Raw genomic sequence first — 26,811 nt, 5'->3', positions numbered from 1 at the left:
ATCCAATAGACCTCCCTGATGTGTGTGTATGAAGCTAATATGGCTTAAATCTCATCATTCTCGTTGACAATTGGTCATTTTAGCCCGCATTTTGGGCACCCGGCGATGTTGACAGCACCTCCTAACCTTAATTAAATTCTATGGTTCCCATTTTTCCTCATAAAAAAAGAAAAGTATTCTTGTAGGAACAAGAACACTTTTCTCCGTATAAACAAAGGAAAGAGCTACCCGTTATAGAAAGACGGTCTTCGCTTAAGATAGATCAAAAGCAAAAATCCGTGTAGGTATTTTAATCTTCGGCCAAAATCATGTTCGTAAAAGCCCATTGGGTTCGCGCATCATAATCTCTCAGCAGAACCTCAATCTTTAGGTCCATCTCTTCCTCTAACCTTTCCTGGAACTTCTTCTTGAACAGGAGCGACATCCGAAAGTCCACTTCCTGTTTAAGCTCCGGCGCCTCGCCTTCCAATGCGGAAGAACGGGGAGAACGGCGGTGTTTGGCGTGAAAGGTAATGACCCGCTGATCGACAGTTACGCGGAGCAGGGTCGTCCCGAAACCAAACAATTCCTTGGAAAGCTCATTGTAGATCTGGCACATCTTCTTCTTGTTATCATTACTGTCCAGTTCTGCCATGAAACCACCTTCAACAACAGAATATCGTACAATCACATCAATATTTAATGCCATTATACATAATTATTGCGTTTCAGGCAAGAAAAAAGGCAAACATAACATGTAAGTCACTCCAAACACGAACGATAGATCTTTTTAATACATAAATTTGAGCCTTTCTGCCCTTTCTGTCCCCTGTCAGACCTATACTTCCCTTCTTAAGGTTTGACGATGATAATAATTATCAATTAAAATACTTCATATATAAAAGTAAGTTCGATTAGGAAGGTGCCCTGATATGTTTACCAAACAAGATCATACAGCCGGGGACCCTGACGAGTTATTAAGCCGTACATGGTTCAAGCTGGTCAATATAGATTTGGTCGGCTATAGCAGAGACTATTGGTCGTATCGGAGAGAGCTGACTGATCGGCATCTGCTGATCGTAGCTGGCAGTGAACGGAATAGGATCGTGATAGACGGACAGGCCCTCGCTACGTATTCAGGCATGGTTGTGGCCTGCCGGCCCGGGCAAAGTGTGGAGATTGGCGTCACCTCGGAAGAGGGTCACCCGCTATACTTATTGTATTTTGAAATGGGCAGCATTGACCCTGCAGTGATAGATCACCCTACAACTGAAAACCAACAAAGTGGGGACTTGGAAGAGGAATCCCGGATTCCGGCAGCTCCAGCTTTATGTGGCCAAATACACCGCAGTTGGCTCAGTGAAGGTCTGGCGGATAAGATGCGCGCCCAGGCTACATTTCATGAATTACTGGCGTTGATCATAGAGTACCAAGGTCAAGAAACGGTGAAGCTGCTCGCTAAAGTGAAGACAGAGATCGACCGCTATTATTCCGAAGAAATTACTATTGAGCGTTTGGCTGTAGCTTCCGGGATCAGCCGCTACCATTTAATGCGAATTTTCAGGGAACGTTATGGAAAAAGTATTGGCGAGTACATCACCGGAATCCGACTGCATCATGCAAAACAGCTCATGCAAAAACGTGAACATTCCATCCATGAGATTGCCGGAATGGTTGGCTTTCAGAGCGAGTCTTATTTCCGTACCGTCTTCAAGAAGCAAGTTGGCATGGCTCCAGCCGCCTATCTACGCAACCGGGCATTTAAAGTGGCAGCCTACAGCTGGCCAATCCTGGGTCATCTGCTTCCGTTACAAACCATTCCCTATGCCGCTCCGATGGACCATTACTGGACAGATGATTATCGGCGTCGGTACGGCAGCGACGTTGTCATTCAGCTTGGGCATGAATATGAATTCAATCGCAGCGTGCTTAGACAGGCTCAGCCTGATCTTATCATTGGCCTGGACAGCACCATTTCACCAGAGGAAGAACAACGATTGCAGGAGATCGCGCCTGTTCTGTTACTTCCTTGGATGAGCGCCGATTGGCGGAGTCACCTGCTGCTGGTGGCCGAGGCTCTAGGACGAACTCATGAAGGGGAGCAATGGCTTGAACAATATGACCGTCAAGCACGCTCTGTACGCGAGCAGGTGCAACCCATCGTTAAAGACGATAAAGTGCTGGTACTGAAGGTTTCCACGGACGGGTTATTTGTGTGGGGACGCAAAGCCATGACCGTGTTCTATGATGATCTGCAAATCACCCCTGCTCCCCCCGTTAACGAGATTGAATGGTTCAAACCGGTCGAAGCCTGGCAGCTGGCTACATATAATGCTGACAGATTGGTGATTAGCGTGGACAATGACACTTCGTCCCGCCTGCTGTGGGACAATCTCCAACAGTCGGAGCACTGGACCACACTGGCTGCCGTACAGCATCAAGCAGTACACAGTTTACCAGGTCATTCTTCCTGGGTATTTCCCTGGATTGAGTATACGGCCTGGGATCATAAGCTTCTTCTGGATAACGTACCTAGGATTCTATTGGATAATAACAACTTTGATTCTGTTAGATAACGCTCTCATGATTCTGCTGGGTAACAACACCTATGATTCTGTTGGATATCACACTCATTTGTTTTTGTGCGCCCATTCCTGAGAATACAGCACGATAGTGAATATACAGAGGCAAAAGATTACGATATACTCCTCATTAATGATAATGATTATCAAATGAGAATGTGGAGGAATACAAATGCAACACAGCTTATTTACAAAATCTACATCCGGTAAAGTTACCCCTAAACGGCGGAAGCCCCCGGTATCCCTATTATGGGTTGCTTTGGTATTAGTATTTACACTGACCCTGACCGCCTGTGGGGCCAATACGAATAACAGCGCTGACAGTAAGGGAAATAACGAACCTGCAGCTACGGCTCAAGCCACTGCGGAACCAGATAGCACTAATGAACAAACGGCCGGATCGAATACTGACAAAGATCAAACGAAGACCATCAAACATGATTTTGGTGAATCTGTCATCCCTGCTCACCCTAAACGGATCGTCTCCATAGGAATGGAAGACATGCTGCTGTCCCTTGATGTCCCTATGGTTCAGGCATTTAGCACAGATGGCTATTATCTGGACAAGCAGCTCAAGGACAAAGGAATCGCCATCAACAGTTCCTTCGATATTAATCTGGAAGCCGTCACGGCTGCCGATCCTGACCTTATCATTATGAATAAATACATGACCGACGAGCAGGGCTACGAGCAATTGAGCAAAATCGCTCCGACGATTGCCTATATCCGTGATGACTGGCAGACTGCCATTCTCGAAATTGGCAAAGCAGTTGATAAGGAAGATAAAGCCAATAGCGTGCTGAAAGCCTACCAGGACAAGGTTCAACAGGCCCAGGCCACAATCAAGCAGGCTGTCGGCGAGGACAAAACTGTAGCTTTTATCCGTCCGACCACCAAAGATGTTGAATTGGATTTCCCGGAATACGTATGGACCTCGGTGCTGTATAACGAGCTTGGATTGAAGCCAGATCCAGAAGTGCTGAAAATCGCCTCCACCACTACGGATACGTGGGGCGGCACCATGTTGTCGCTAGAAATGCTTCCTAAACTGTCAGCCGACTACCTCTTTATGGACTACGGTGCTTCTATGTCTAGTGAAGATGAATTTCAACAATCGGTCCGCCAAGCCGCAGAAGTGGAAAAGCTCAGCATCTGGAAAAGCATCCCTGCTGTCCAAAAAGGTAACGTCCATCAAGTATCCGCACGACACTGGGCACTTAACGGCCCTATTGCAGACAGCCTGAAAGTCGACGATGTTGTTAATGCCCTTACTGGGAGTAAATAAGGTAACACTTCGTAGTGCCACCTTGGAACAAAGAAACAACATAAGCTGAACAAAAAAAGTAACGAGAAGTAAGAAGAAGCACGGGGAAAGTTTAGACTGTGTGAGCGAGATGCTCAGATGCAAGCTCTCCGTAGGGAAGCCGGTATCGCAATTCTAAGCTTTCTCCAGGTTTTAAACGCATTAAGCGAAATTAAGATTCTCACGGAAGAATGGCAGAATGGAAGACTGCGTGCCGAAGGGGATTACGATTTCAGGCGTTATTCTAGTGAAGCTGGGGCTTTAGGAAGGGCTTTAGGAAGGGATCTAGGATAGGGCTTTAGGGCGCTAGTCTCCGATCCCCCTTCCCTGTCTTCTTAACCCCGAAAATGGTCCACCTCCTAACTAAGTGCATTTTTGTACCTTATTTTCCTTGATTATAGCTAAAAAAAAGCAAATAAGGGCATTATTGTATCTTAATTTCTGAAAAAGTACGCTGAAGAGGATATTCAGGAAGATTTAAGGTACAATATTGCACTTAATTCCCAATAAACCTGAGTTGCAGAGTATTTAAGGTACAAAAATGCCGTTATTTGCACTTCGGGAGTAACTTCTAGGCTTTAAGTTGTTATTTTTATGCGTTCTATATAGATCGCGACCGGAAGTCCAATCATTGCACTGTAGGAACGACTGAGCTTTACGTTTGAATCTTGAGTTCACTTTATATAATTTAAAAGTAGAAAAAAAAGCTCCCGCCGGAATCTAAGGCGGGAGCTTTTTTTCATTTGAATACACCGTTCCAAACATGACACTGTGCTGTCCAGTTGCCTGTGCTATTCTACCTTAAAAGGAGGCGCTAATCAGATGAAATACGAATGGAAGAAACAGGACAAATCCTTCTACCTGCCACAAGCGAAACCAGAGCTGATCACGGTTCCCGGCTTTAATTATTTTATGCTGGAGGGGAGCGGCAATCCCAACAGTGACTTATTCACTGAGGCTGTAGCCGTACTATATTCCCTCTCCTATGCCGCCAAAATGCTTCCCAAAAAAGGAAGACTGCTCACCGAGGGCTATTACGATTACTCCGTCTTTCCGCTGGAAGGCGTCTGGGATCTCACCGAAGAAGGAAGACAGAAAGATGTTCTGGATAAAGACGAGTTGCTATATACGCTGATGATTAGACAGCCTGAGTTCGTCACCGCCGACTTAGCAGCTGAAATTATAAAGATGGTGAAGCTCACCAAGCCGCATGTGTTGATGGAAAAGGCCATCTTCGGCAAGGTCGAAGATGGCCTAAGTGTACAAATGCTCCATTACGGATCATATGACGATGAGCCGGAAAGCTTTGCAGCTATGGAGGACTACTGCATACGGAATGGGTTGATACGAGCCTCCAAGACCCATAAGGAAATATACTTGACGGACGCCCGAAGAACCCGCCCCGACAAGCTGAAGACTGTTCTCCGATTCAAAGTTAACCGGAACTAATAGGATCAAACCGATTAGGGCAGAACGGTAAAGGAAAACGATAAACCATGCTGGATGAACATACGGGATAAGACTAACCAGACGAGGCGAACCAGATACGCCACACCAGCTAAACCATACCGGATAATCATTCCAGATACGCCACACCAGCTAAACCATACCGGATAACCATTCCAGATACGCCACATCAGCTAAACCATACCGGATAACCATTCCGATACGCCACACCTGTTATGTCAAACTGGATAGGCCAAACAAGGCAACCCGCCCCTCCACCCTCCGTACCCAGAACTACCTAGTGCCCGGACGCAGCCGAGTCCCCGGCTGCCGAGGCGTCCATCTTCTGCCGGCCCATGAAGAAGGATGCCAGCAGCGCCAAGGCCGCCGGAACGAGCGCCCACGCAAAGGTATGCGTGATGGAAGAGGATAATCCTTCTGTAATCTTGGACAAGATTTCAGGTGGAATCATCGCTCTAGCTTCCGGTGACAGCAATGAATGCGGGTCTTTGAAATCCAGCGCTCCGGCTGGAGCTCCTCCGCCCCCGCCTCCGGCGAACATACTGGACAGGCTGCCGGTGAAGTAATGGCTTTGGATAATACCAAAACTGGTAATCCCGACAGTCATCCCCAGCGAACGCAGGAAATTAAGCGTTGCGCTGGCTGAGCCACGCTGCTGAGCGGTCAGCCCGTGAATAGCAGCTGTGCTTAGCACCGAGAACGAAGCGCCTATACCAAGACCGATCAGGATCATATACACAGTTACAAGTAGACGTGAAGCATCTGGCGTAAGTGTCGCCACAAGCCCTGTCCCTACCACCAGCAGCGCTAGTGTAGGAATCAGCAGGCTGCGGTAGCTTGTTTTAGACATCAAAAAGCCGCCTGTTGATGCTGTAACTACTGAACCAACCATCATAGGCAACAGTACCATCCCCGAATTCGTCGCCGAACCGCCCATAACTCCCTGAATAAAGATCGGGATATATACAGAAGCCACAATAAATGCCGCTCCGCTAAACAATGCGCACAGGATGCTGAAGGCGTAAAGCCGCTTTTTGAACAGTGCAAACGAAATGATTGGCTCAGCAGCCTTCGTCTCCACATACAGGAATACTGCTGCCAACACGGCGAACGCTGCGAATAATCCCAGAATCATCGCCGAATCCCAAGCATACTCCTTGCCGCCAAGCTCCAGCGCGAACATTAAGGAGATGACCGCTCCAAGCAATGTGCCTGCACCCAGCCAGTCGATCGGCAGCTTGGAGTGCTCATGCGATTCTCTGTAAAAGAACACTACCATCACAAAAGCGATCAGTCCGAGCGGCAGATTAATGTAGAACACCCATTGCCAGGCAATATGGTCCGTAATGTACGCCCCCAGCAGCGGGCCAAACACACTCGACAAACCGAATACCGCGCCAAAAGCACCGCCCAGCTTGCCGCGTGACTCCAATGGAACGGCATCGAACATAATCGCAAAAGCAATAGGAACAAGCGCGCCACCGCCAATACCCTGAACCGCCCGATAGGCCGCAAGCTCAGTAATCGTGCTGGCAGTTCCGCACAAGGCTGAACCTGCCATAAACACAATAATTCCAAAGATAAAGAACTTCTTCCGTCCATACATATCCGACAGCTTGCCAAAGATCGGCATACCTGCCATTTCTGCAACGAGATAGGCGGAGGTTACCCAGACAAATTTGTCCATGCCCCCTAGTTCTCCTACAATATTGCCCATAGCCGTTGCAACAATCGTACTGTCCATAGAAGCCATCAATATCCCCAGCAGCAATCCTGCAATGACTATGCCCAAATTGGGCGATTTGGCTGCACTCATCTTTTCCACTCCTTAATTTCTGTATATCACACTATATTGCTCTGAGCAGCCTGTCAGATCTTCACCTGTTGCTTCACCATGGCATTCTTGTGAATCTCCAGCTTCTCCCGGTATTCCACCGTTTGAATTACACAATCCGGACCGATGATCACTGATCCGCCACGAACAGTATCGGCTACTGTACATTGCAGTTCTATAGTATCCCCTTCAATCAGATCTGCTCTGAAAATAACATCCTGCTTCGCTTTTATTAAGTTAAGCAGTTTGCCCGTCTTGTTTTGTTTAATGACAATGGTACCGCCGCCAACCTCCCGGGCCTGACCAGCCCCATACAAGTTGATCTGCAATCGCTCTGCACTGAGCAGACCTTCCACCACGGCTGCGCCGGAAATCTCCAGCTGCTCTGCTTCACAATCACCATGTATCACAAGACTTCCACTAAAGTCTATTTGCTCCATTCGAGCTGAGGCGGCTTTAACCTCTCCGGTTCCACGCAAGGACTGCCCTGTAAGCACTCCAGCTACAGCAAGTTCACCTGTCACTTTCAGCTTCTCCAACCGCAGGTCACCATCCACCCTTACATTACCGGTCAGACTCAACCTCCGACAGTCTACAGTATCATTGAATTGGCACTCACCTGTCACTTTAACATTCAGAAAGGAACCTCCCCCTGAAGTGCTAGTCCCCACCATACTGAGGTTATTAAGCGTAGTATTGTCAGACACCGATCTTCTCCTCCCTTCCTACTCTGGCTCCCGGATGTACGGTTAGCTGTGAACGATATTCCACGGCTCCAACCGTGCAGCCCTCTCCAATGATCACAATATTGCCTCTGATAACATCGGCATTCGTATATTCCAAATCAATGAAATCACCCTCAATAGTCCCGGCGTTCAGCTCCGGCTTGAGTTTAGGGAACATGCCTCCTAGCAGCCTGTTCCACGTCCCTTGATTGTTCTGACGAATCACGAGACTCTCGACACCAATCTCATTGGCCTTGCCTGGTCCATGCAGGACAAAATCCACATGCCCCGCGCTCAGCAGACCATTCACCGTAAAAGCCCCCTCGCCGGTTAATTCCTCTAGCTCGCAATCCGCTTTTGTACTGATCACACCATTGAGCACACAGGATTCTCCCCGTAAGGAACCTCCGATTCGGACCATACCTTCCGCCTTGAGCGTTCCAATTTTCAGACTTCCCTTAACATTCATATTACCGTTGCATTCCAGTTCTTCTGCCCGAAGATCACCCTTCATATGAACATGACCATTTCCTTTAAAAATCCGCGCCTCCACCGAACCGTTAACGGTAGCTACGCCATCCAGCCTAACCGTATCATAAGTGCCTCCTGAAGCTCCCCCTACGCCAGCAATGACCAAATCACCGTGTTGCTTCACCATGCTCATTCCCTCCATTAATTAAGCTTTCCTCTTAACTGCTCCATTAGACTACCTACGGTGATCCTGTTGACAAGCCGCACCCCTGCATCAAAGATCAGCTCAGTTGGTGCATATGCAATAAGGAACGACGTCACACCCATTTTGCGGATAAAAAACAGTTCCCATGCCTTCCCTTCCAATCTCGCCGAATTCTCCTGTAAGGTACGGAAGAGCAGATCACCTTCTTCAAGGTTCATCTCTCCACTGCTCAGTAGGCTGTCAATAACGAACAGATACATCACTTCATCAATCGTGTATTTCCCCTCTGCTTCCAGTGGCTTGCCAAAGCGCTCTAATACCAATGTCGAAACAATGTTACGTTCCAACAGCTCTTTACCTGATATTACTGTCTTGCTGAGCGGCGGGGCTGAAGATAATTTGTCCGCCAGTTCATCCAGCGAGAGATCGTCTTTCATACTTACAATGTTATCGATACGGGCCAGAATCATCTTTCTCGGAAAAAAGGTTTCTTGCCCAGTAAAGGTTGATTTGCGGATAAACCATTCCTCAGGAATCAGCTGCTTCCGCTTCCAGCGGTAGAGTTGGCCGTATGATATGCCGGTTAAATCCAGCAAATCCTTTTTGGATATCAGATTTTCTTCCATATTGATCACTCCTCGCGATCATCGTAACATAACACTGTTACGTTGTAAATCTAAAACTAAACCTAAATCTATTTAAGTCTATTGAAGACGAACTTAATGCCCTACATAAAATTCGGTCGTCATTACGGTGAATGTTTAAACAGCTCACGTCTCCTCCTCTTTTTCCATTCTGATTCTATACCAGAACACTGTGAAGGAGCCTCCGCCCTGAGAATGATTTTATGGTTCCCTAAGGAGTACATCCCCTAAGGTGTCTAGGTTGGGAGATGGGCAAAAATTGCTATATCGGTTTTTTCCCTATAATCCTGTTTTCAGGCCAGCCATAATGAAAGAAGAAATGAAGGGGGTAACACAATGTCGATTACACTGCGGCCCTTGCAATTGCCGGAAGATTACGCCGGACTGGCCGAATTGCTTAATACGGAGTGGGCGGAGCCGACCACTGCTGAGCAGCTTGCGGAGGATGATGCCAAACTCTACGAGGTTGGTGATACCTATAAAGATGGACATGGTCTGCTTGCAGGCTATGACCGAACCCGCCATGTTGCGGTGAATGACAGGAATGAAATTCTGGGGTATGTCTATTGCTGGCGTGCACCCTGGACGGAGCCGGGCCAACTGGTGAATCTGATGGTCGTAGCGGAGCAGCACCGTCGGCAGGGAATCGGGCAAAAGCTGTTGGATCTTGCCCTTGAGTGGGGCCGCCAGCTTGGAGCCTCCACCCTTGTGGCCCAGGTTTGGGACGATAAGCCGGATTCTCTTAACTTTACTGCACATCGGGGCTTTGAACAGGAGCGGCATATTTTTCAATCCGTACTGGACATAGAGAAGGTAGACTGGGAGAATTTTGACGAGGAACGCGTCATTTTGTCGCTGGAGCAATCTGGCCTGCGTTTCACGACACTCGCGGAGGAGCCCGGCGAAGTCTCTGAGCAGAAGCTTTATGAGCTTTATAAGGAAACTGCGTTTGATATTCCAGGATATACAGGCGATTTTCCCGTGATTGAAGAATGGCGTAAATGGCACTTGATGGTAGACGGTTATGCGCCAGAACAGGTAATTATTGCTGCGGATGGCGACAAGTATGTCGGAGTATCCAATGTGCTGCACAATCAGCAAACCAACGGCATGTATCATGAATATACCGGGGTAAGCCGTGCCTATCGCGGCCGTAAAGTCGGGCTGGGACTTAAACTCAAAGCCATCCAGCTCGCCAGACGTGTTCGTGCAGATTATATCCGAACAGACAACGATTCCACTAACGCTCCGATCCTAAAGATCAACCGGCGCCTAGGCTATGCACCACTGCGAGGATCTTACCGGATGTTGGGACGTCCTTTCTAGACAAGCCAGATTGGTCACAGACTTCTAATTAGGAGAAATGAGCATGCTTCAGTTACTACCTGTATCAGGATACAGATCCTGATCCCACCCATGTTATTTACGATTTTATGATTCTCCGGAAGTTCAGGAGTGATCTGAACAAGTATATTCAAGCTTTTAGCACCAAGTGATCCATAAATCGTCCTATTCATAGTGACAAAAAAGAGCAGACAATTCCCCATAGGGATTTGCCTGCTCCTGTGATTTAAACCTGTTCGAGCGCCACAACGCAGCCTGTCTTATTCCTCAGTCTTGGCCTCGGCAGCAGCGTCTGCAGCCGTTTCACCAGCTTCTTCAGCTTCTGGCGCCTCTGCAGCTACCGGCGGTGCGATCCGGATGATTAGCGTATCTTCCGGTGTCAATATCTCCCAGCCCTCATGCTTCGGCAGGTCGGAGACGAGCAGCTGATCACCAATCTCCAGGCTGCTGATGTCCACATCGAACGTTGCCGTCAATTTATCCGGCAGTGTGCGAATATCCAGTTCATACAACTCTACCTGCTGTACGCCCCCATTCTTCACACCCGCCGGGTCTCCTGTAAAATGAAAGGCAACCTTAGTATCCAGTTCTGCCTTCATATCAATTTGTTGAAAATCCACATGCAGCAAATTGCGCGATAACGGCTGGCGTTGCGCTTCTTGAATTACAGCATTTTTGGCGCCTGCGCCCGGTAGTTCAAGCTTCAGGATCGCCCGCGGATTCTTGCTCAAAATTTCGTTGATCGTTTTTGCATCCGCAGAAAAGGAGTGAGTATCTGAACCTGCACCGTAGACAACGACCGGTACAAAGCCTTTACGCCGCTGGGAAGCAGCCTTGCCGGATCTTTCGGTCAAACGTACTGTTGTATTCATAACAATTCCTCCTAAGTAGGGATTTAAAAAACAAGACCGATTAGATATGTATGTCTAATCAGTCTCTTATTAACCATATTTAGCTGCATTGGAATCAGTATAGCACTGCGGGTGGGACAAGTCAAAAAAGTCATAAATGATAAAAATATCCAAAATTCAAATTATTCGGGACTTTGATCCTACCGCGAGCAAAACCCCAAATGACGCATTGATCAATAAGTATTTATCCTATCCGCCGATAAAAGACAAGCGTTGCTTTATCATTTAACACCTTATGCTCCCCCGTCTTTGCAAAACCCATTTTTTCATACAGCCAGCAGTTTCGTTCTTCCTGTGCAATCGTCGCTAGCTCCCAAGTAGCCGCCTGCGGGAACATTTCCATGATCAGATTAAGCGCTCTTTGGGCTATCCCCTTTCCCTGGTATTCAGGAAGGATAAAGAGTGGCCCCACCCACATCCGGGTCTCATCCTCTTTCCAAGTCGCGCGTATGCCCCCGACGAGCACGTCATCCAGCACAATTTTATAAAATCCGCCCTGAGGATTCGTAATTCTGCCCATCACCTTTTCAATGTCTTCATTGGCCGGACTGGTATCCTCATCCTTGTATTTTTCCAACGAAGGCAAAAAAGCTTGGACTTGAATGTTGTGAAGAGCTTCCGCGTCTGACTCCACAGCCTTTGCAAGTGTCACCCTCATGTCTCTCCATCCCCTGTTCTTAGGTAATAAAACCCATTTTATCATTTTTTCACAGGGCTGAGGCAACTAACGTAGTATGAACTTAATAATCTAACCTCTTTTCTCCGTAATGCTCTAGTCATGAGGTAATTAACAGGAGTTTTTCCAGTTATCTTTAGAAAAGAAGAGAATTGAAGCAAAATAACAGGAGCCATTCCGTTATTCCAGTACCCTATCGAGTAAAGTTAAGCTTTTCGGCGCACCTAAACCAGATGACACGCTACAAAATGTCCGCCTCCGGCATCCCGGAAGACGGGAACCTGTGAGCGGCAGACCTCTTCGGCGAAGGGGCAGCGCGTATGGAATTTACAGCCCGATGGCGGATTCGCCGGGCTCGGAATATCACCCTTCAGCACAATCCTCTCCCGCTTCAGCTTCGGGATCGGAATCGGCACCGCTGACAGCAACGCCTTGGTATAGGGATGCAGCGGATGCCGGAACAGTTCGTCCCGGGATGCCGTCTCGACCATAGAGCCAAGGTACATGACTCCGATGGTTGAGCATAAATGCTCCACCACACTGAGATCATGGGAGATGAACAAATACGTTAGTCCCCGGCTTTGCTGCAGCTTGCTGAACAGGTTGATAATCTGGGCCTGGATGGATACATCCAGTGCAGAGACCGGCTCGTCTGCGATGATCAGCTCGGGATTCAGAATCAACGCCCGCGCAATGCCAATCCGCTGACGCTGCCCGCCCGAGAATTCATGCGGGAAACGGTCGATATGGTACGACGATAATCCGCAGGATTCCAGCGTTTCCAGCACTAGATCGCGCACATCGCTACGGGGACATAACCCGTGATCCAGCAGCGCTTCGCCGATGGCATCCCCTACCCGTACCCGCGGATTCAGCGAGCTGTACGGGTCCTGGAAGATCAGCTGCATCTTGGGCCGCAGCCCGCGCAGCTCTTCGGGCGGCAGGGTGTGGATATCCACACCCTTGAACTTCACTTCGCCGGCCGTTTTCTCCGTCAAACGGAGAATGGTGCGGCCAACCGTACTTTTGCCGCTGCCGGATTCTCCGACCAGCCCGAAGGTCTCCCCGGGCTGCAGCCGGATGCTAATGTCATCCACGGCCTTGACCTGACCCACTGTGCGGTTAAGCAAGCCTTTCGTAATTGGAAAATACTTCTTCAAGTGATTCACTTCCAGCAACGTCTCAGGCATGGACTAACGCCTCCTCATAAAGCCAGCAAGACACCTTTTGTCCGTTGTCAACGTCTTGCAGAACAGGCTCCTTGCTGCGGCACACTGGCATGCAATGTTCGCAGCGATCATGAAAGTAACAGGAGGGTGCAAGCTCCAGGGGATTCGGCACCTGTCCCGGAATCGAGTACAGCTCTTCCTGCCGCTGATTGATCACCGGCTTCGATTTGAGCAATCCCCGGGTGTACGGATGCTTGGGATTGCTGAATAATTCTACAACCTCGCCCTCCTCCACGATCTTGCCGGAGTACATCACGATCACATAGTCAGCCATCTCCGCTACCACGCCAAGATCATGTGTGATCAGCAGAATGGACATACCCGAGTCGGCTTTGAACTGTCGCAGCATGTCCAGAATCTGCGCTTGAATCGTCACATCCAGCGCTGTAGTCGGTTCGTCGGCGATGAGCAGCTTCGGACCGCAGGAAATCGCGATGGCGATCATAATCCGCTGCAGCATCCCGCCGCTCAGTTCATGCGGATAGCTATCTGCAATCTGCTCAGGCCGGGAAATACCGACTTGGCTAATCAGTTCAATAGCTTTGGCGCGTGCCTCCTTCTTGTTCAGCTTCAGATGAACCCGCAGCGGTTCCATGATTTGTTCCCCGATCTTGATCACCGGATTCAATGAGGACATCGGCTCCTGGAAAATCATTGCGAGCTCATGACCACGCGTACTGCGCAGTGTATGCTTATCCAGTTGCAGCAGGTCTTCTCCCTGAAACTCAATGCTCCCGCTGGTGACTTTGCCGCCCGGTGACTCGACAAGCCCCATAATGGACATTGCAGTCACGCTTTTCCCGCAGCCGGACTCGCCGACAATACAGACGGTCTCCCCTTCCCGCACCCGGAAGCTGACATCGTCCACGGCTTTGACTTCACCGTCTTCCGTGAAGAAGTGCGTGCTGAGACCGTCTATGCGCATTAAGTTGTTCATGATGCTGGTCACCTACCTCTTCTGTTTCGGGTCCAGCACATCTCTGAGACCATCCCCGAATATGTTAATGGCAATTACTGTAGCAAAAATAGAAAGTCCCGGCGGAATCCACAACCATGGCCGCTGCTGAAAATCAATCATATTATTTGCCGCATCAATCATGTTGCCCCAGGTTGGCGTAGGCGGCATAACCCCCAGGCCAAAGAAGCTGAGTACCGATTCACTGAGTATCGCCCCGCCGATATTAAGCGTGGCCATTACAATCAGCAGCGGGATGATATTTGGCAGCAGATGATTGAACAGCTTACGCCGGTCACGAAGGCCCAGCACAACGGCTGCCTGCATAAATTCACGCTCGCGTAAGCTGAGCATCTGACCTCTGACCATCCGGGCCATCCCCGGCCAGTTCACAATACTGAGCATCAGCATAACGATATACATACGATAATCTGTCGGAATTTTCCACTCCGACAACAACGCACCGAAGATGAACAGTAACGGCAGACCGGGAACAGTAAGCAATAGATCGGCGACCCGCATGATAATCTGGTCAGCGACGCCACGATAATACCCAGCCACTGCTCCCAGTAGAGCACCAATAAAGACGGACAAGACCATAGAAGCCAGCCCGACTGTAAGGGATATACGCCCGGCCTGCATGACACGGGTCAGAATATCTCTTCCCAAGGCATCCGTCCCGAGCCAATGCTTCAGTCCTGGCGCCTTGTTCATCATCGCCATATTGATCTTGTTGTCTGTATAGGGGGAGAATAGCGGGCCCACAAAACACAGCGCAAACATAAACAGGACAACCACAAATCCGGACATCGCCAGCTTGTTATGAAGAAGCCTCCGCACAGACTGCCTGAATAACGAGGACCTCCCGCTTGCTGCCCCTGCCCGGCGTACCGGAGCTAAACTGCTGTTAACAGCCAATGTACTCCCTCCTCATTGCAACCGGACCCGCGGATCGGCAATGCGATAGAGCAAGTCCGATAGCAGCGTTCCGATTACGGTCAGTATTGCAATAAACATTGTAAAGCCCATCAGCAGAGGATAATCCCTCAGTCCGAAGGACTGCATGTATAGCTGGCCAATGCCTGGCCAATTAAAAATCTTCTCAATAATCAGCGACCCGCCGAACAACGCCGGAAGCTCGAATCCAACCAGCGTAATCGCTGGAAGCAGGGCATTGCGAAGTGCATGCGTGAACAGCACCTTGCGTTCCCTTAAGCCTTTGGCCCGGGCTGTGCGGATATAATCTTGTCTCAGCACATCAATCATATTGCTGCGGAAATAGCGGGTCAGTGAGCCGAGTCCCAGCAGCGTCATAACGATAACCGGCAGTGCCATATGCCTCACGACTTCTTTGATGTATTCCCACCCGGTGGCGTTGCTGCCTGTCGTTATGATTCCGCCCGGCGGCAGCCATTTCAGGTCCACGGCCAGAATCTTAATCAGGAAGAGACCAATAAAGAAGGACGGGAGCGACATCGCCGCAAAAATCGCCACCATCACCAATGTATCGAACCAGGAATACTGCTTATAGGCCGAGACTACTCCGATAATGACCGCAATCACCCAGGTTAGAAACGTGGATACAGCGGCCAGCAGAAATGAATTCCAAATGTAATCATTGAACAGTTGCAGCACCGGCTTCTGCTGAGCCAGCGAGTAACCAAAGTCACCGTGCAGCGCGTTCTTCATCCAGAGCCCATAACGTTCCAGCACTGGCTTATTAAGACCGTAGATCTCCCGCAGTTCGGCTTTACGTTCCGCCGTCAATTTGATATTGCCAGTGATGAAATCCCCGGGTGTCGAGGCATACAGACAGAAGATCAGCAGCGAGGCCCCGAACAGGATAATAATCATGTACAGTAATCGTTTAGTTAAATAAGTGCTCATGACAGGCTCCTTATCAAACATCCCCTGCCCAGAGTCGTGCAAGCAGGGGACGTTTGCTGTTTTATTTCAGCGTCCATTCCGGCAGGCTGCCAGCAAGTCCGATGTACGGACTGACGGTGAGATTGCCGATGCGGCCGTTATAGGCATACACTGTCTTCTTATAGTTGGTAAAAATAATCGGCAGTTCGTCGTTAAACAGCTGATACAGCTCTTTGTAAACCACCTTGCGCTGTTCAATATCCGTGGTCGCCAGCGCCTTGTTGTACAGCTCTATGAATTTTGGATTATCGTAATCCTTGATTTCACCATTAAAGAATTGCATGAAGCCCTCAGATGGATCGGTCAGCATGCTGGTAGAGAAGGAAACGAGATCATAATCCCCGCCTTCCACTTTGGAAACGAGCGAGTTGAAGTCAGCGAACACTTCCGGCTGGAAATCAATGCCGATCGCTGCAAAGTTCTCCTTGGCTACAGCGATAAAAATATCCGTGTTCTTGCTCTTAGAGCCCAGGTAATGAATCGACAGCGGCTTGCCGTCCTTTTCACGGATGCCATTAGACCCTACCTTCCAGCCTGCTTCATCCAGAAGTTGTTTAGCTTTTTCCGGATCATATTTGTATGGATTGATGCCTTCTTCCGTATAGGCCCATGAGATTGGCGATGCCGGAATATTGGCTACAGACCCTGCACCTTGGGCAGCATCTACATAGATACTTTGCCGGTCCAGACCGTATACAATCGCCTGACGCACCAGCTTATCTTTTACCTGCTCATGCTTCAGATTGACTTGCATATAACCATAGGTGCTTGGCGTATAAGGAATGATGTTCACAAAACCCAGGCCCTTCAGCTTCTCGATATTCTCTTCTGTTGCACTGAACGCAGCATAATCCACTTCTCCGGTCTCCAGGAACTGCCATACATCGCCTTCAGTTGTTTTGTAGATGAAGTGTTCCGTCTTAGGCTTGCCTTTAAAATAATTCTCGTTGGCGACGAAGCGGACTTCCTGCCCCGGAATAAACTTCTCCAGCTTGTAAGGACCATCGCCGAGCGGATGTTCATGAAGCTTCTTGATATATTCCAGATGACCGAACTTATAGTCCTTGCCATAGTAGGCTTTCGACAATACGTTCGAGCCCAGGGTCACCAGCGCTGTCGCGTTAGGTACTTCAAGTGTGGCTGAGATCGTCTGTGGATCAATGACCTTGATACCTTCGATGCTTTGAGCTGTGCCTTCCTTGTATGCTTTGCCACCCTTCACATTCAGCGTCGGAAGCTGGGAACCGCCGTCATAAGCCTTGTCATATTGAATGGTCCAGGTAAAAGCCACATCATCTGCAGTCAATGGTGAGCCGTCGCTGAACTTCAGATCTTTGCGAAGGTGAAAAGTGTATGTAAGTCCATCCTCTGATATATCCCAGCTCTCCGCCAGCTCCGGTGTGGGCACACCTTTTTCATCCACAGTTACGAGTGAGGCATAGAGCAAGGAAGAAACGTTGCCGTCATATCCGCTTTGTTGAAAATAAGGGGTGAACGCCCCGCTGGGATCGGTCAAACCTACAATAATCGTATCATTACGCTTCTGCGCGGTAGCCGGAAGCTTGGACAAATCGGTGGCTGTGAACGGTTCGCTTAGCGCACCAGCCGGTACAACTTCCGCTCCCGGAGCATTCGTGGCGGGACTTTGAGCCGTACTTGTGTTCGTTGTTCCCGTATTCCCTTTAGTCGCATCGTTTCCGGCCGTATTGGCATTGTTGCCTCCGCAAGCGGACAGCAGCAGTGAACCGGTAAGCAGCAATGTAGTGATCAGCATTAATCGTTGTTTCATGGACTCATCTCCCTGTTTTTCTGTGGTATTCAGCAATAACTATTATTCCTACCCACTAAGTATGTTTAAAAACCGATAGTTCACATTATAGAAAGAAATTAGTGTTCTGTAAATAGAGAACTTAATTATTTTTCTGTTTATAAAGAATTTAAATATTTCAATATCTTCCTGATAAAACAAAAAGAGCGCCTAGGGCGCCCTATTGTTCATGGAATATGAAGTTATTTTAAATACTCCAGCAATTGCTCGTTCATCTTGTGCAGCCCGTCCAAACGCAGGCTATAAGTCGTTACATTCTCTCCGTCAATATAGGCGTACAGCAAACCCGCGCAGCGCAGGTTGAAAATATGATCATGGACAATTCCCTTGGAGATACCGGCATCCTTGACGATTTCGGTAAAAGTTTTACGCTCTCCACTGAGGGATTGCAGAATTCGTAGACGACTCTTCTCTCCCAAACTGCGGATCGTCCGGTACATGAACGGGGACATCTCTTCCTCCTCTGCCAGTGAAATCCGTGCGGAGTAATGACAGATTGTTATTTTGCCATAGTGGTAGATGATGTTAGCTGGCTGGAAATGAAATTGCGGAATTAGTATCAGCTTCTGAAGTCCGTCTATGGGGTTAAAATAAAAGCCGTTCGTAGTCTGATTGATAAAATCTTCCGGGGACAACACCTTTAGTTCTTCCTTTTTCTGATCCGCATGACCTTGCAGCCGCCGGGTAACCTCTGGCTTCTGCTGGCTGAAATACTGTGCGTTCCACTCTCTCAGTAAAAAGAGCATTTTACCGCGAAACGCCTCCATCTGAACAGGAAACACTGTGACAAATTCCGAAAGGGTCTCGTAAATTTCCCCGACCGTCAACCCTTCGATCCAGTCCAGAACACTTTCCACACTCTCCTTACAGGGACACTGGTAAATGAGCAGGTTCAGTGTCTTCCAATCATTATTCAGCTCCGTCTCATCCAGAAGGTTCAGCAGTTCCTTGCTCAGCATATTTCGCGTTTCCACCGCCCAAGCCTGGCCCAGATCAATCTTCTTATAGGACTTCCTGCATATAAACGTATGTACGCTGTTCAGTAATTCATAGACAGGTTCAAATTGAACCTCAACCTCGTAATTCATGGGCATTCCTCCTTTTGCAGCTTCTGTTCAGTGCCAGATTAGTGCTTTTATCTTATTGTATATCCCGGCGAACGCGCAAGCATTCGGTTTGTAAGTACTCTTCTATCGCTTTTTGAAAACAGAAGTAGTAAGATATAGGCATTAACTTTTCGGGGGATGATTTATAAGATGAAAATTCAACATGGAGAAGGTCGTTTTTTTGTTGCCGGTGACGACAAAGACCTTGCCGAGATTACATATGCAGCTGATGAAAAGACTGGAGACCTGGTCATTGACCATACATTCGTCTCTGAAGAGCTGCGCGGCCAAGGTGCCGGGGAAGATCTCGTTAAGGCTGTCGTGGACAAAGCACGTGCAGAGCATTTGAAAATAGTACCGGAATGCTCCTACGCAGCGCATCAATTCAAGAAGCATCCTGAGTACCAGGATGTACTGAGCGGAGACGGAAGCCGGTCTTCCTGAAGGTCGGCCCCCGTTTCCCCAGAACTACTATAATCGGGCGGGATACCGTCACATTTGGAGGGAACGGGTTTGACTACAACTAACACATTGAAAGATATAGAAGAATTGCAACAAAAATGCGAGCAGTATGATGGCATCTCGCTCAAGCTGAACTGGGAATCATTGCGCTTAGGCTCTGCTCCCGGTGGAGCGGAATGGCTTGTAAGCTACGAGGACGGATTGCTCGTTGGATTTATTGGGCTTTATGCTTTTGGCAGCGAGGTGGAAATCTGCGGAATGGTTCGTCCGGGCTACCGGCGACGGGGGATTTTCACAAAGCTATGGAACCAGGCACTGGATATCATCAAGGCTAAAGAGTTCAAGAAGATTCTACTGAATGCGCCTGGGGCCTCTACCTCAGGGGCAGGATTTCTTGCTACACTGCCGCTGACCTTTAGTCATGCCGAGTATCAGATGAAATGGGACAGCGCAGCTGCCAAGCGCTATAGCGGTGGTGACAGTTCAGCGAGAGCCTCTGTGAATATGCGCCCGGCACGTACGGAAGAGACTGCCTTCTTAAACCAACTGGATGCCGATGCTTTTGGCCTGTCGCTGGAGGAAGCCACCGAATTGAACAAGCATGATGCAGCGGAAGAACACATCATCCTTGAATTTGACGGACGGCCTGTAGGTAAGATGCGCCTGAACACAGAAAATAATGAGACCTGGATTTATGGCTTTACTGTGGATAAAACCATGCGGGGTCTCGGCATCGGTCGCAGTGCCTTACTGCAGACGATTGAGCGCGAGCAGCGTAATTACAATGGCATCAATCTGGAAGTTGCGCTGGATAATCCCAACGCGCTAAAGCTGTATGAAAGCTGCGGTTTTGTGATTTTGAATAAGCAGGACTATTATCAGTTTATCGGTTAAGTCAGTGCTGATACGGCCTGTTAACGAATAAAATGTAAACAGAACACCCTTTCTAGTCTGGTCTGTATGACCGGAGGAAAGGGTGTTCTTTGTTTTTTTCGATTAGAAACATCGCTTATGCTCTGTTACATCAATCCGTAACGTCCGCAGACATCCTCATTCTTGTCGCTCCTGCGGTTACTGGAGCAAACGACTCGGTCTGCCAGTTCTGCTTGGTCCAGAAACACCGACAACAAGCGCACATAATCCAGAGATTCCGCATATGAAACTGCCCCGCCATCGAAGGAATGCTTGCGTCCATCCAGCAGCGAATAGATTTCCACCGTTTCTGGCGGTTGTCCGTAAGCTTGGTTACAAAACACGTTGCTCATATGTAGAAATCCAGTGATCACGTCCTCGTTCCCGTTGACCATGAATTTCTGTATGCTGAGGCTACGCCCCGGTGTCCCGGAATTCCAGGCCAGCTGAAAGATCATCGACAAGTCCACTTCCAATTCGGGGACAGGGACGAACCACTGCTCATAGAGCATCACAGGAATTTCCTGCAAATGATTGACAGAGACAATCCGCATCAGTTCATCGGCGATGGTAGTCTTGATGTCCCAATAATGCAGCAGTGATGGAAACGCCTCACCCTTGGGCGGCCACCGGCGTTCCAGTAGAAACTGTACAGGGGTCTCTCTGCGTACCTCGGGCTGAAGACTGTAGAAATCGTTCAGTGTATGCCCTACCGCATACTGCACCTGCTGCCGCCAGCGGGGAAGCCCTGTCGCTAAAGCGCCTTTGCCCTGTTTTACCGATCCGCCTTGCATAATATGCTCCATCCGGTAGTCATGCAGACGGCTGTACTGTGCGACTGGTTCGCCTCCTGTGCTTGCTGCCATACTGCCTGCCAGCCGGCCCATCCCTATGAAACCGCCGCGCAGGCTTCGATGAATTGGCGCCCGAACTGCCGGCAGGCATCTTTCTCAGTAGCGCTCGGCCCGTATTCGATCTTCAGACTCTCCTGCACGATCTCTGCGCCCAGTTCCTTCAGCTTCTGCTCAATGGTGTCTACGGCACCGCAATAGATCTCATACCCTGTATCACCGCTACCGAAGGCCGCCGCCTTGAAGCCAGACAGATTCAGTTCATCCATTTCTTCATAGAAATCAAGGAATTCATCCGGCAACTCACCGTCGCCCCATGTGTAGGCACCCAGCAATACACCCTCATATTCTTTTATCTCATCAGCATTACAGTCGGTGACTGATTTCAATACAGCCTCTCCGCCTGCCTGTTTTATTCCTTCTACGATCAATTCAGCAATCTCTTCTGTATTTCCAGTAAGACTGGCATACGCTACTAATACTTTAGCCATAAATCTGTTCCTCCCCAATCCAACTTTATCGCTGTAAACATCCTATAGTCTGACTCACCTATGGTTGTGAACATTTCTCGATTTCTATTCCTGCAATCATAAGGTTAACATTTTCATAACCATTCTATTTGATAATGATTATCAGTGTCAACTATAAATAATACTTCCCCTTCAGATTTAGTTGTCTGAATCCCAAAAAAGCCGGCCATTCCACCCCAGACATCTCTGGTTAGAATAGCCGACATTCTTATTTTTCTGAAAAATAACCCTGTTATCAAGACTCAGTGGTGGTGTTATTCCGACCTAAAAAGAAAGTTAGTACGCACCCTCTAGCAAGGTGATGCTATTGCCATCCGGATCGCGGAAATTCATTTCCTTGCCACCGTATTCCATGACAACTGGAGGCTTACAGTCCAGCCCTCTGGACTTCAGCTCGGCATAAGTTTCGTCAAGATTGCTACAGGAAAATACGAGATTGACCTGCCCTGTAGTTAGCTTGTCCCATTTGTTCTCATCCCAGACGATAATGCCTGGCTGGCTGCTGTCAAAAGCGATTTTGGCTCCGTCAAAATTGCCATACCCCTCGAAGGGTACTGGAATACCCAGTACATCGCGGTAAAATGCCGTCAATGCGGCAGTGTCTTTCGTGTAGATATTAATACTTTCGAATGCTGAAATCATTAGAGATTCCCCTTTCATATGTGTTGATGCTATGGACTTCTTTTGTACTCTCATCACTAATGTAACCAATTCTCCCAGCGAAGTATTGCAAAAAAACGACATTACCGCCCGGCAGCAGCCAGTGCCTCAAGGGGCGTTCTTCCGGCATATTTTTTAAAACTGTTATTGAAATGAGATTGATCGCTGAAGCGGTACGCATACACAAGATCCTGCATATTGAGCTTTTCACGAGTCAGATGATACAGTTCCTGCCATGTATTCTGAAAGCGGACCAGATCCGCGGTTTTCTTGGGAGTAATCCCTATATATTCACGGAATAACCTCTCCAGTTGGCGCTGGCTGAGTCCTGAACCTCTCTGTAGCTCCTCAACAGTAACGACACCTCTTGATTGAAGAATTGTGTTCACGGCATTCATCACGTTGTCATTCGTCCTACATCGATTCTCTAACCTACGTAACAAATAAGCTTCGGCAGCTGCTATCCTGCTTGGCATCGTGCTTGTATGGGTCAACAACTCTCCCAGCTCGCGTCTAAAGGTGCCAAAGTAAGCTTCGACATCAACATGGGCATTTAGAACATCTCGTAAATGATCGTCGGCGAAATAATGCACACCCCAAAAGTAAAACCGGATCGCAAACCTGGAACACCCCGCTGTCACCCGATCTGCCGGTACTGCGAAAGGCGCATCATTGATGCCATGAAAAAGCGTGCTGCTTCGGCCCGTATCTTCATCCAAATCCCATATGATATCCATACATGTATCAGGAATGATGATTTCAGAGTCGGCAGACGGTGCTGGAGTCCATGACATTGACATATCGTCCGAGCCCCAGAAGCAACGTATGTATGGTGCCAGCAGCTTGGAAGGTGGAATTTCATTGCTCATTGCCGGCGTTGCCGTGATCGGATGATAGTGCTGTGCGAGGTTGTACATAGGCGTTCCTTTCCGGTCTGATAGCCGAGTAATAGTCTGTGCAGGGGATGCAACAGGATAATCTAACCTGATCATACACAACCCGCTTGTCCGGCGCCAGCGTACAACCGCAAATACATGAGGAATTCAGGCCAATTTGTTTGTAGCTATGCGGCGAAATGTTGTACAATAAAGGCTAAATGAATTTTTGAAGGATGGATAAAGAAATGTATATAGCAAGTGATTGGAAAGACTACGAAGTCATTGATACTGGTGGGGGAGAAAAGCTGGAACGCTGGGGCGATGTGATACTGCGCCGTCCGGACCCGCAGATCATCTGGCCGCTTAACAACGAAACGCAACGATGGCGGGATGTGCACGGTCACTATCACCGTAGCTCTGCAGGCGGCGGACAATGGGAAATGAAGAAGACCATTCCTGACAACTGGCGGATCAGCTACGGGAATCTGAAGTTTAACCTGCGCCCTACCAACTTCAAACATACGGGATTGTTCCCCGAGCAGGCTGCCAACTGGAACTGGATGATGGACAAGATCTCATCGGCTAATCGACCTATCCAGGTGCTGAACCTGTTTGCCTACACCGGTGGAGCTACTGTAGCTTCTGCCAGCGCCGGCGCTTCCGTTGTGCATGTCGATGCAGCCAAAGGCATGGTCCAATGGGCCAAGGAAAATGTACAGCTGTCGGGCCTGGGCGAGCGTCCGGTTCGCTTCATTACCGATGACGTCTTCAAATTCGTACAGCGTGAACAACGCCGTGGAAGCAAATACGATGCCATTATCATGGACCCGCCATCCTATGGAAGAGGACCCGGCGGTGAAATGTGGAAGCTGGAATCGAGTCTGTATCCGTTCCTGGAGAGCTGCATGCAGATTCTGAGCGACAATCCGCTGTTCATGCTCATTAATTCCTACACTACAGGTATCTCGCCGACCGTGCTAAGCAACATGCTGTCCATGACGATGGGACAACGCTATGGCGGGAAAATCACCTCCGGTGAAATCGGCTTGCCGATTACCTCCTCCGGCTTGAACCTGCCTTGCGGCATCTTGGGCCGCTGGGAGTCCTAAGCCATGGCCCCGCATTTACAAGGCGGGCAGGACGACGCTAACAGCGTCTCCTCTGCTTTTGAGATCCTGTATGAAGATAACCATCTGCTAGGGATCGTCAAACCAGTAAACGTCCCCGTTCAGGAAGACGCTACTGGGGATAACGATGTGCTTACCTTGCTTAAAGAAGATGTCAAGAAGCGGTTCAACAAGCCAGGCAACGTCTATATGGGGCTAGTTCACCGTCTGGACCGTCCTGTTGGCGGCGCGATGATCTTCGCCAAGACCTCCAAGGCCGCGTCCAGATTGTCGGACAGCGTTCGTACCCACAGCTTCCGCAAGGTGTACCTTACGGTGGTGCATGGGAAGCCTCCGGCTCTTAGCGGACGGCTCGTGGACACGCTGCTTAAGGATTCTGCCACCAACACCGTCTCGGTGGTCCGTAAAGGCACACCGGGGGGCAAAGAAGCCATCCTCGACTATACTGTGCTCGGCACCGCAGAGGGCTATAGCCTGCTAAAGATCGACCTGCTCACTGGACGCTCGCATCAGATCCGCGTCCAGCTCAGCTCGATCGGCTGTCCGCTGTACGGCGACCAGAAGTACGGCGCTGCCGTGAACAAGCCAGGGCAGCAGATTGCTCTCTGGTCGTCAGTGGTTGCCTTCCCGCATCCTGTGACAAAGGATGAAATCGAACTAATCTCCTTACCGCCACAGAGCTTCCCTTGGAACCTCTGGGCACAGGAATTGCAAAAACAGGCCGTCCGTTAAGGAGGGCCTGTTTTTTTGTAAGCTAATGCTCGGCGACGATCTGAGTGTTTAGTACCCTGCTAATTCTATGCCGCTGGTAATACTGGTGCCGATGCTACTGCTATGTACCACTACGTACCACTGCTGCTTCTGCTCATACCAATGCTACTGCTGGCACCCATTGCTGCTTCTGCTATGTACCACTGCTACTGATGGTACTGCTAGCACCACTATTAACGATGCTACTGCTTCTTGGAAATCCAGTTATCGAGGTTACCGTGAGATTATATCGATCCTACAGTGAGGACAGAGTAAGGTTAAAGTGATCTGATAGTAATTTTATTGAGCGCTTACATTAATTGCGCAGCCTGTCAAGGCTGCAACTCTCACTAAACTTAGTACCGTAAACCAAAGGAGAAACATTAACAGGATTTTCTCCTGTTAATTCATCCAAATCGATGCCCACAGCAAAAATAACAGGATTTTCTCCTGTTATTAGCCTCACTTGACACAATAAGTCAGTCTATCAGCCATATTAACGGGAGTTTTTCCTGTTATTTTCTAAAATAACTATATTATCGCTTCATTAACAGGAGTTTTTCCCGTTAATGATCTTTGATTTACTTCATTGGTCTTGGTTCACTTCATTGATCTCCATCCACAAACAACCGCCAGCAGAAAAGACTGATAATTATTGGAATTCATCATTCCAAGTACAGTACGTTCTTGCGAAATGTTGAAGTGCTCGTTATTTTAATACCCTTCGAAAGTTACATGGATTTCTCAGCCATGAATTCCTTAAGTTCATGAGACTCTCAGTTCATGCCATCCTCACTTCACTTCATGAAACTCTCAATTCATGCAACCCTCAGCTCATGAAACCCTCAGCTACTGTGCTTTACTATTTCGAAGATGCTCCTTTGATCATTGTCAAATAACATATTCACTTTGAGCGATACAATGAACTCGCCAAACTATGAATTCGGGATGTTACGGAGTGGAGCCCTCCGGTGTCGGGGCGGGGGTTGGAGCGACAACCATTTTGCCCATCAGATACAGGAGTAGCTGCTGGTTATGCGATGAGATCGGGTCCAGGGCCTCGGCAAAAAAATCGCTGCGGATCTTCAGCCCTCGTGCAGACTCGCGCTTACCTGTCTCTGTAATGCTGACCCAGACAATGCGGCGATCCCCTCCATCACGTTCTCTTGCGATAAGGTCATGCTTCTCCATCCGGTCCAGCAGCATGGTCACCGCCGCCGGGCTGGTTGCCAGATGCGGAGCTAGATCGGAAGGCTTCATCGCATCACGTTCCTGAAGCAGTTCCAGTACGGTCAATTGGGCATCGGTAAGCGTCGGAGCGAGCTTGCTGTCCATATGAAGCTTATAGTCTTTCAGAATCTTATGCCATATCTTACTGAATTCAGTGGCGTGCACACGTATTCCTTCCTTTCCTTGCGTTACTGTCGTTCTGGTGTTTTCCCTACCGGTTTATATT

At 48.8% G+C, this 26,811-nt stretch carries 26 protein-coding genes; 8 read left to right on the top strand and 18 right to left on the bottom strand.

Annotated features, from left to right (window positions below):
• Window positions 1-289: 289 nt before the first annotated feature.
• The gene (locus ACFVU8_RS00590) at window positions 290-634 is read right to left on the bottom strand and encodes a DUF2294 domain-containing protein (RefSeq protein ID WP_379464623.1); all 345 of its coding nucleotides are present in this window, start codon (window positions 632-634) and stop codon (window positions 290-292) included.
• A gap of 277 nt (window positions 635-911) precedes the next feature.
• On the opposite strand from ACFVU8_RS00590, the gene ACFVU8_RS00585 reads away from it, so the two are divergent.
• The 3 genes from ACFVU8_RS00585 (at window position 912) to ACFVU8_RS00575 (ending at window position 5,313) form a co-directional block, all read left to right on the top strand.
• Window positions 912-2,555, top strand: a complete 1,644-nt coding sequence (locus ACFVU8_RS00585) for a helix-turn-helix domain-containing protein (protein WP_387425461.1) — start codon at window positions 912-914, stop codon at window positions 2,553-2,555.
• Between the two features lie 178 nt (window positions 2,556-2,733).
• Window positions 2,734-3,846, top strand: a complete 1,113-nt coding sequence (locus ACFVU8_RS00580) for an ABC transporter substrate-binding protein (protein ID WP_387425459.1) — start codon at window positions 2,734-2,736, stop codon at window positions 3,844-3,846.
• Window positions 3,847-4,686: 840 nt separating this feature from the next.
• Entirely contained in the window at window positions 4,687-5,313 is a 627-nt protein-coding gene (locus ACFVU8_RS00575; RefSeq protein ID WP_387425458.1) for a GyrI-like domain-containing protein, read from the top strand.
• Window positions 5,314-5,608: 295 nt separating this feature from the next.
• Here the strand turns inward: ACFVU8_RS00575 and ACFVU8_RS00570 are convergent, their stop codons facing one another.
• From ACFVU8_RS00570 to ACFVU8_RS00555, 4 genes are read right to left on the bottom strand one after another with little or no spacing between them, the layout of a single operon-like run.
• Window positions 5,609-7,147, bottom strand: a complete 1,539-nt coding sequence (locus ACFVU8_RS00570) for an MDR family MFS transporter (protein WP_379464627.1) — start codon at window positions 7,145-7,147, stop codon at window positions 5,609-5,611.
• A 53-nt stretch (window positions 7,148-7,200) separates the two neighbouring features.
• Window positions 7,201-7,872, bottom strand: a complete 672-nt coding sequence (locus ACFVU8_RS00565; RefSeq protein ID WP_387425456.1) for a polymer-forming cytoskeletal protein — start codon at window positions 7,870-7,872, stop codon at window positions 7,201-7,203.
• On the bottom strand, window positions 7,865-8,548 hold the full coding sequence (locus tag ACFVU8_RS00560) for a hypothetical protein (protein WP_379464629.1): 684 nt from the start codon (window positions 8,546-8,548) through the stop codon (window positions 7,865-7,867). The genes ACFVU8_RS00565 and ACFVU8_RS00560 overlap by 8 nt, the downstream gene beginning before the upstream one ends.
• Before the next feature lie 14 nt (window positions 8,549-8,562).
• Window positions 8,563-9,192: a YhbD family protein gene (locus ACFVU8_RS00555; RefSeq protein ID WP_387425454.1), complete on the bottom strand. Its 630-nt coding sequence runs from the start codon at window positions 9,190-9,192 to the stop codon at window positions 8,563-8,565.
• Between the two features lie 354 nt (window positions 9,193-9,546).
• Between ACFVU8_RS00555 and ACFVU8_RS00550 the strand changes: the two genes are divergently transcribed.
• A complete protein-coding gene (locus ACFVU8_RS00550) occupies window positions 9,547-10,536 on the top strand; it encodes a GNAT family N-acetyltransferase (protein WP_387425452.1) in 990 nt (329 codons plus the stop codon).
• Between the two features lie 278 nt (window positions 10,537-10,814).
• Here the strand turns inward: ACFVU8_RS00550 and ACFVU8_RS00545 are convergent, their stop codons facing one another.
• The 8 genes from ACFVU8_RS00545 to ACFVU8_RS00510 form a co-directional block, all read right to left on the bottom strand.
• Window positions 10,815-11,426 (bottom strand): 50S ribosomal protein L25, encoded by a 612-nt coding sequence (locus ACFVU8_RS00545; RefSeq protein ID WP_387425450.1) that lies wholly within the window; start codon window positions 11,424-11,426, stop codon window positions 10,815-10,817.
• Between the two features lie 223 nt (window positions 11,427-11,649).
• Window positions 11,650-12,123: a GNAT family N-acetyltransferase gene (locus ACFVU8_RS00540; protein WP_387425448.1), complete on the bottom strand. Its 474-nt coding sequence runs from the start codon at window positions 12,121-12,123 to the stop codon at window positions 11,650-11,652.
• A gap of 242 nt (window positions 12,124-12,365) precedes the next feature.
• Window positions 12,366-13,331, bottom strand: coding sequence for an ABC transporter ATP-binding protein (locus ACFVU8_RS00535; RefSeq protein WP_387425446.1), 966 nt, complete (start codon window positions 13,329-13,331; stop codon window positions 12,366-12,368).
• Window positions 13,324-14,307, bottom strand: coding sequence for an ABC transporter ATP-binding protein (locus ACFVU8_RS00530; RefSeq protein ID WP_387425445.1), 984 nt, complete (start codon window positions 14,305-14,307; stop codon window positions 13,324-13,326). The genes ACFVU8_RS00535 and ACFVU8_RS00530 overlap by 8 nt, the downstream gene beginning before the upstream one ends.
• 12 nt (window positions 14,308-14,319) lie before the next feature.
• A complete protein-coding gene (opp4C, locus tag ACFVU8_RS00525; protein ID WP_066362920.1) occupies window positions 14,320-15,243 on the bottom strand; it encodes an oligopeptide ABC transporter permease in 924 nt (307 codons plus the stop codon).
• A 12-nt stretch (window positions 15,244-15,255) separates the two neighbouring features.
• Window positions 15,256-16,212, bottom strand: coding sequence for an ABC transporter permease (locus ACFVU8_RS00520; RefSeq protein ID WP_066362923.1), 957 nt, complete (start codon window positions 16,210-16,212; stop codon window positions 15,256-15,258).
• Window positions 16,213-16,273: 61 nt separating this feature from the next.
• Window positions 16,274-18,040, bottom strand: coding sequence for an ABC transporter substrate-binding protein (locus ACFVU8_RS00515; protein ID WP_379464636.1), 1,767 nt, complete (start codon window positions 18,038-18,040; stop codon window positions 16,274-16,276).
• A 221-nt stretch (window positions 18,041-18,261) separates the two neighbouring features.
• Window positions 18,262-19,167 carry an ArsR/SmtB family transcription factor gene (locus tag ACFVU8_RS00510; protein ID WP_387425443.1) on the bottom strand — a complete coding sequence of 302 codons (906 nt, stop codon included), beginning with the start codon at window positions 19,165-19,167 and terminating at the stop codon, window positions 18,262-18,264.
• A 168-nt stretch (window positions 19,168-19,335) separates the two neighbouring features.
• Here ACFVU8_RS00510 and ACFVU8_RS00505 point away from each other — a divergent pair, with 168 nt between their 5' ends.
• Window positions 19,336-19,629: a GNAT family N-acetyltransferase gene (locus tag ACFVU8_RS00505; RefSeq protein WP_175373595.1), complete on the top strand. Its 294-nt coding sequence runs from the start codon at window positions 19,336-19,338 to the stop codon at window positions 19,627-19,629.
• A gap of 69 nt (window positions 19,630-19,698) precedes the next feature.
• A complete protein-coding gene (locus ACFVU8_RS00500; RefSeq protein ID WP_387425441.1) occupies window positions 19,699-20,541 on the top strand; it encodes a GNAT family N-acetyltransferase in 843 nt (280 codons plus the stop codon).
• Between the two features lie 125 nt (window positions 20,542-20,666).
• On the opposite strand, the gene ACFVU8_RS00495 is transcribed toward ACFVU8_RS00500, so the two are convergent.
• The 4 genes from ACFVU8_RS00495 to ACFVU8_RS00480 form a co-directional block, all read right to left on the bottom strand.
• Window positions 20,667-21,425 carry a hypothetical protein gene (locus ACFVU8_RS00495; RefSeq protein ID WP_387425440.1) on the bottom strand — a complete coding sequence of 253 codons (759 nt, stop codon included), beginning with the start codon at window positions 21,423-21,425 and terminating at the stop codon, window positions 20,667-20,669.
• A 23-nt stretch (window positions 21,426-21,448) separates the two neighbouring features.
• A complete protein-coding gene (locus ACFVU8_RS00490) occupies window positions 21,449-21,901 on the bottom strand; it encodes a flavodoxin (RefSeq protein WP_175373598.1) in 453 nt (150 codons plus the stop codon).
• Window positions 21,902-22,216: 315 nt separating this feature from the next.
• Window positions 22,217-22,582, bottom strand: coding sequence for a VOC family protein (locus ACFVU8_RS00485; RefSeq protein ID WP_387425439.1), 366 nt, complete (start codon window positions 22,580-22,582; stop codon window positions 22,217-22,219).
• Between the two features lie 101 nt (window positions 22,583-22,683).
• Entirely contained in the window at window positions 22,684-23,592 is a 909-nt protein-coding gene (locus tag ACFVU8_RS00480) for a helix-turn-helix domain-containing protein (protein WP_387425438.1), read from the bottom strand.
• A gap of 131 nt (window positions 23,593-23,723) precedes the next feature.
• On the opposite strand from ACFVU8_RS00480, the gene ACFVU8_RS00475 reads away from it, so the two are divergent.
• Entirely contained in the window at window positions 23,724-24,587 is an 864-nt protein-coding gene (locus ACFVU8_RS00475) for a class I SAM-dependent methyltransferase (protein ID WP_379464643.1), read from the top strand.
• Window positions 24,588-24,590: 3 nt separating this feature from the next.
• Window positions 24,591-25,337: an RluA family pseudouridine synthase gene (locus ACFVU8_RS00470; RefSeq protein WP_379464644.1), complete on the top strand. Its 747-nt coding sequence runs from the start codon at window positions 24,591-24,593 to the stop codon at window positions 25,335-25,337.
• A gap of 969 nt (window positions 25,338-26,306) precedes the next feature.
• Here ACFVU8_RS00470 and ACFVU8_RS00465 read toward each other — a convergent pair.
• Window positions 26,307-26,750, bottom strand: a complete 444-nt coding sequence (locus ACFVU8_RS00465) for a MarR family winged helix-turn-helix transcriptional regulator (protein WP_175373603.1) — start codon at window positions 26,748-26,750, stop codon at window positions 26,307-26,309.
• Window positions 26,751-26,811 lie beyond the last annotated feature (61 nt).

This window comes from Paenibacillus sp. NPDC058177 (genome assembly GCF_042883835.1).
GTDB classification, from domain to species: Bacteria; Bacillota; Bacilli; order Paenibacillales; family Paenibacillaceae; genus Paenibacillus_AQ; species Paenibacillus_AQ agri.
The sequence above is the reverse complement of the archived record's forward strand: the minus strand, read 5'-3'. Positions and strand labels throughout refer to the sequence as shown.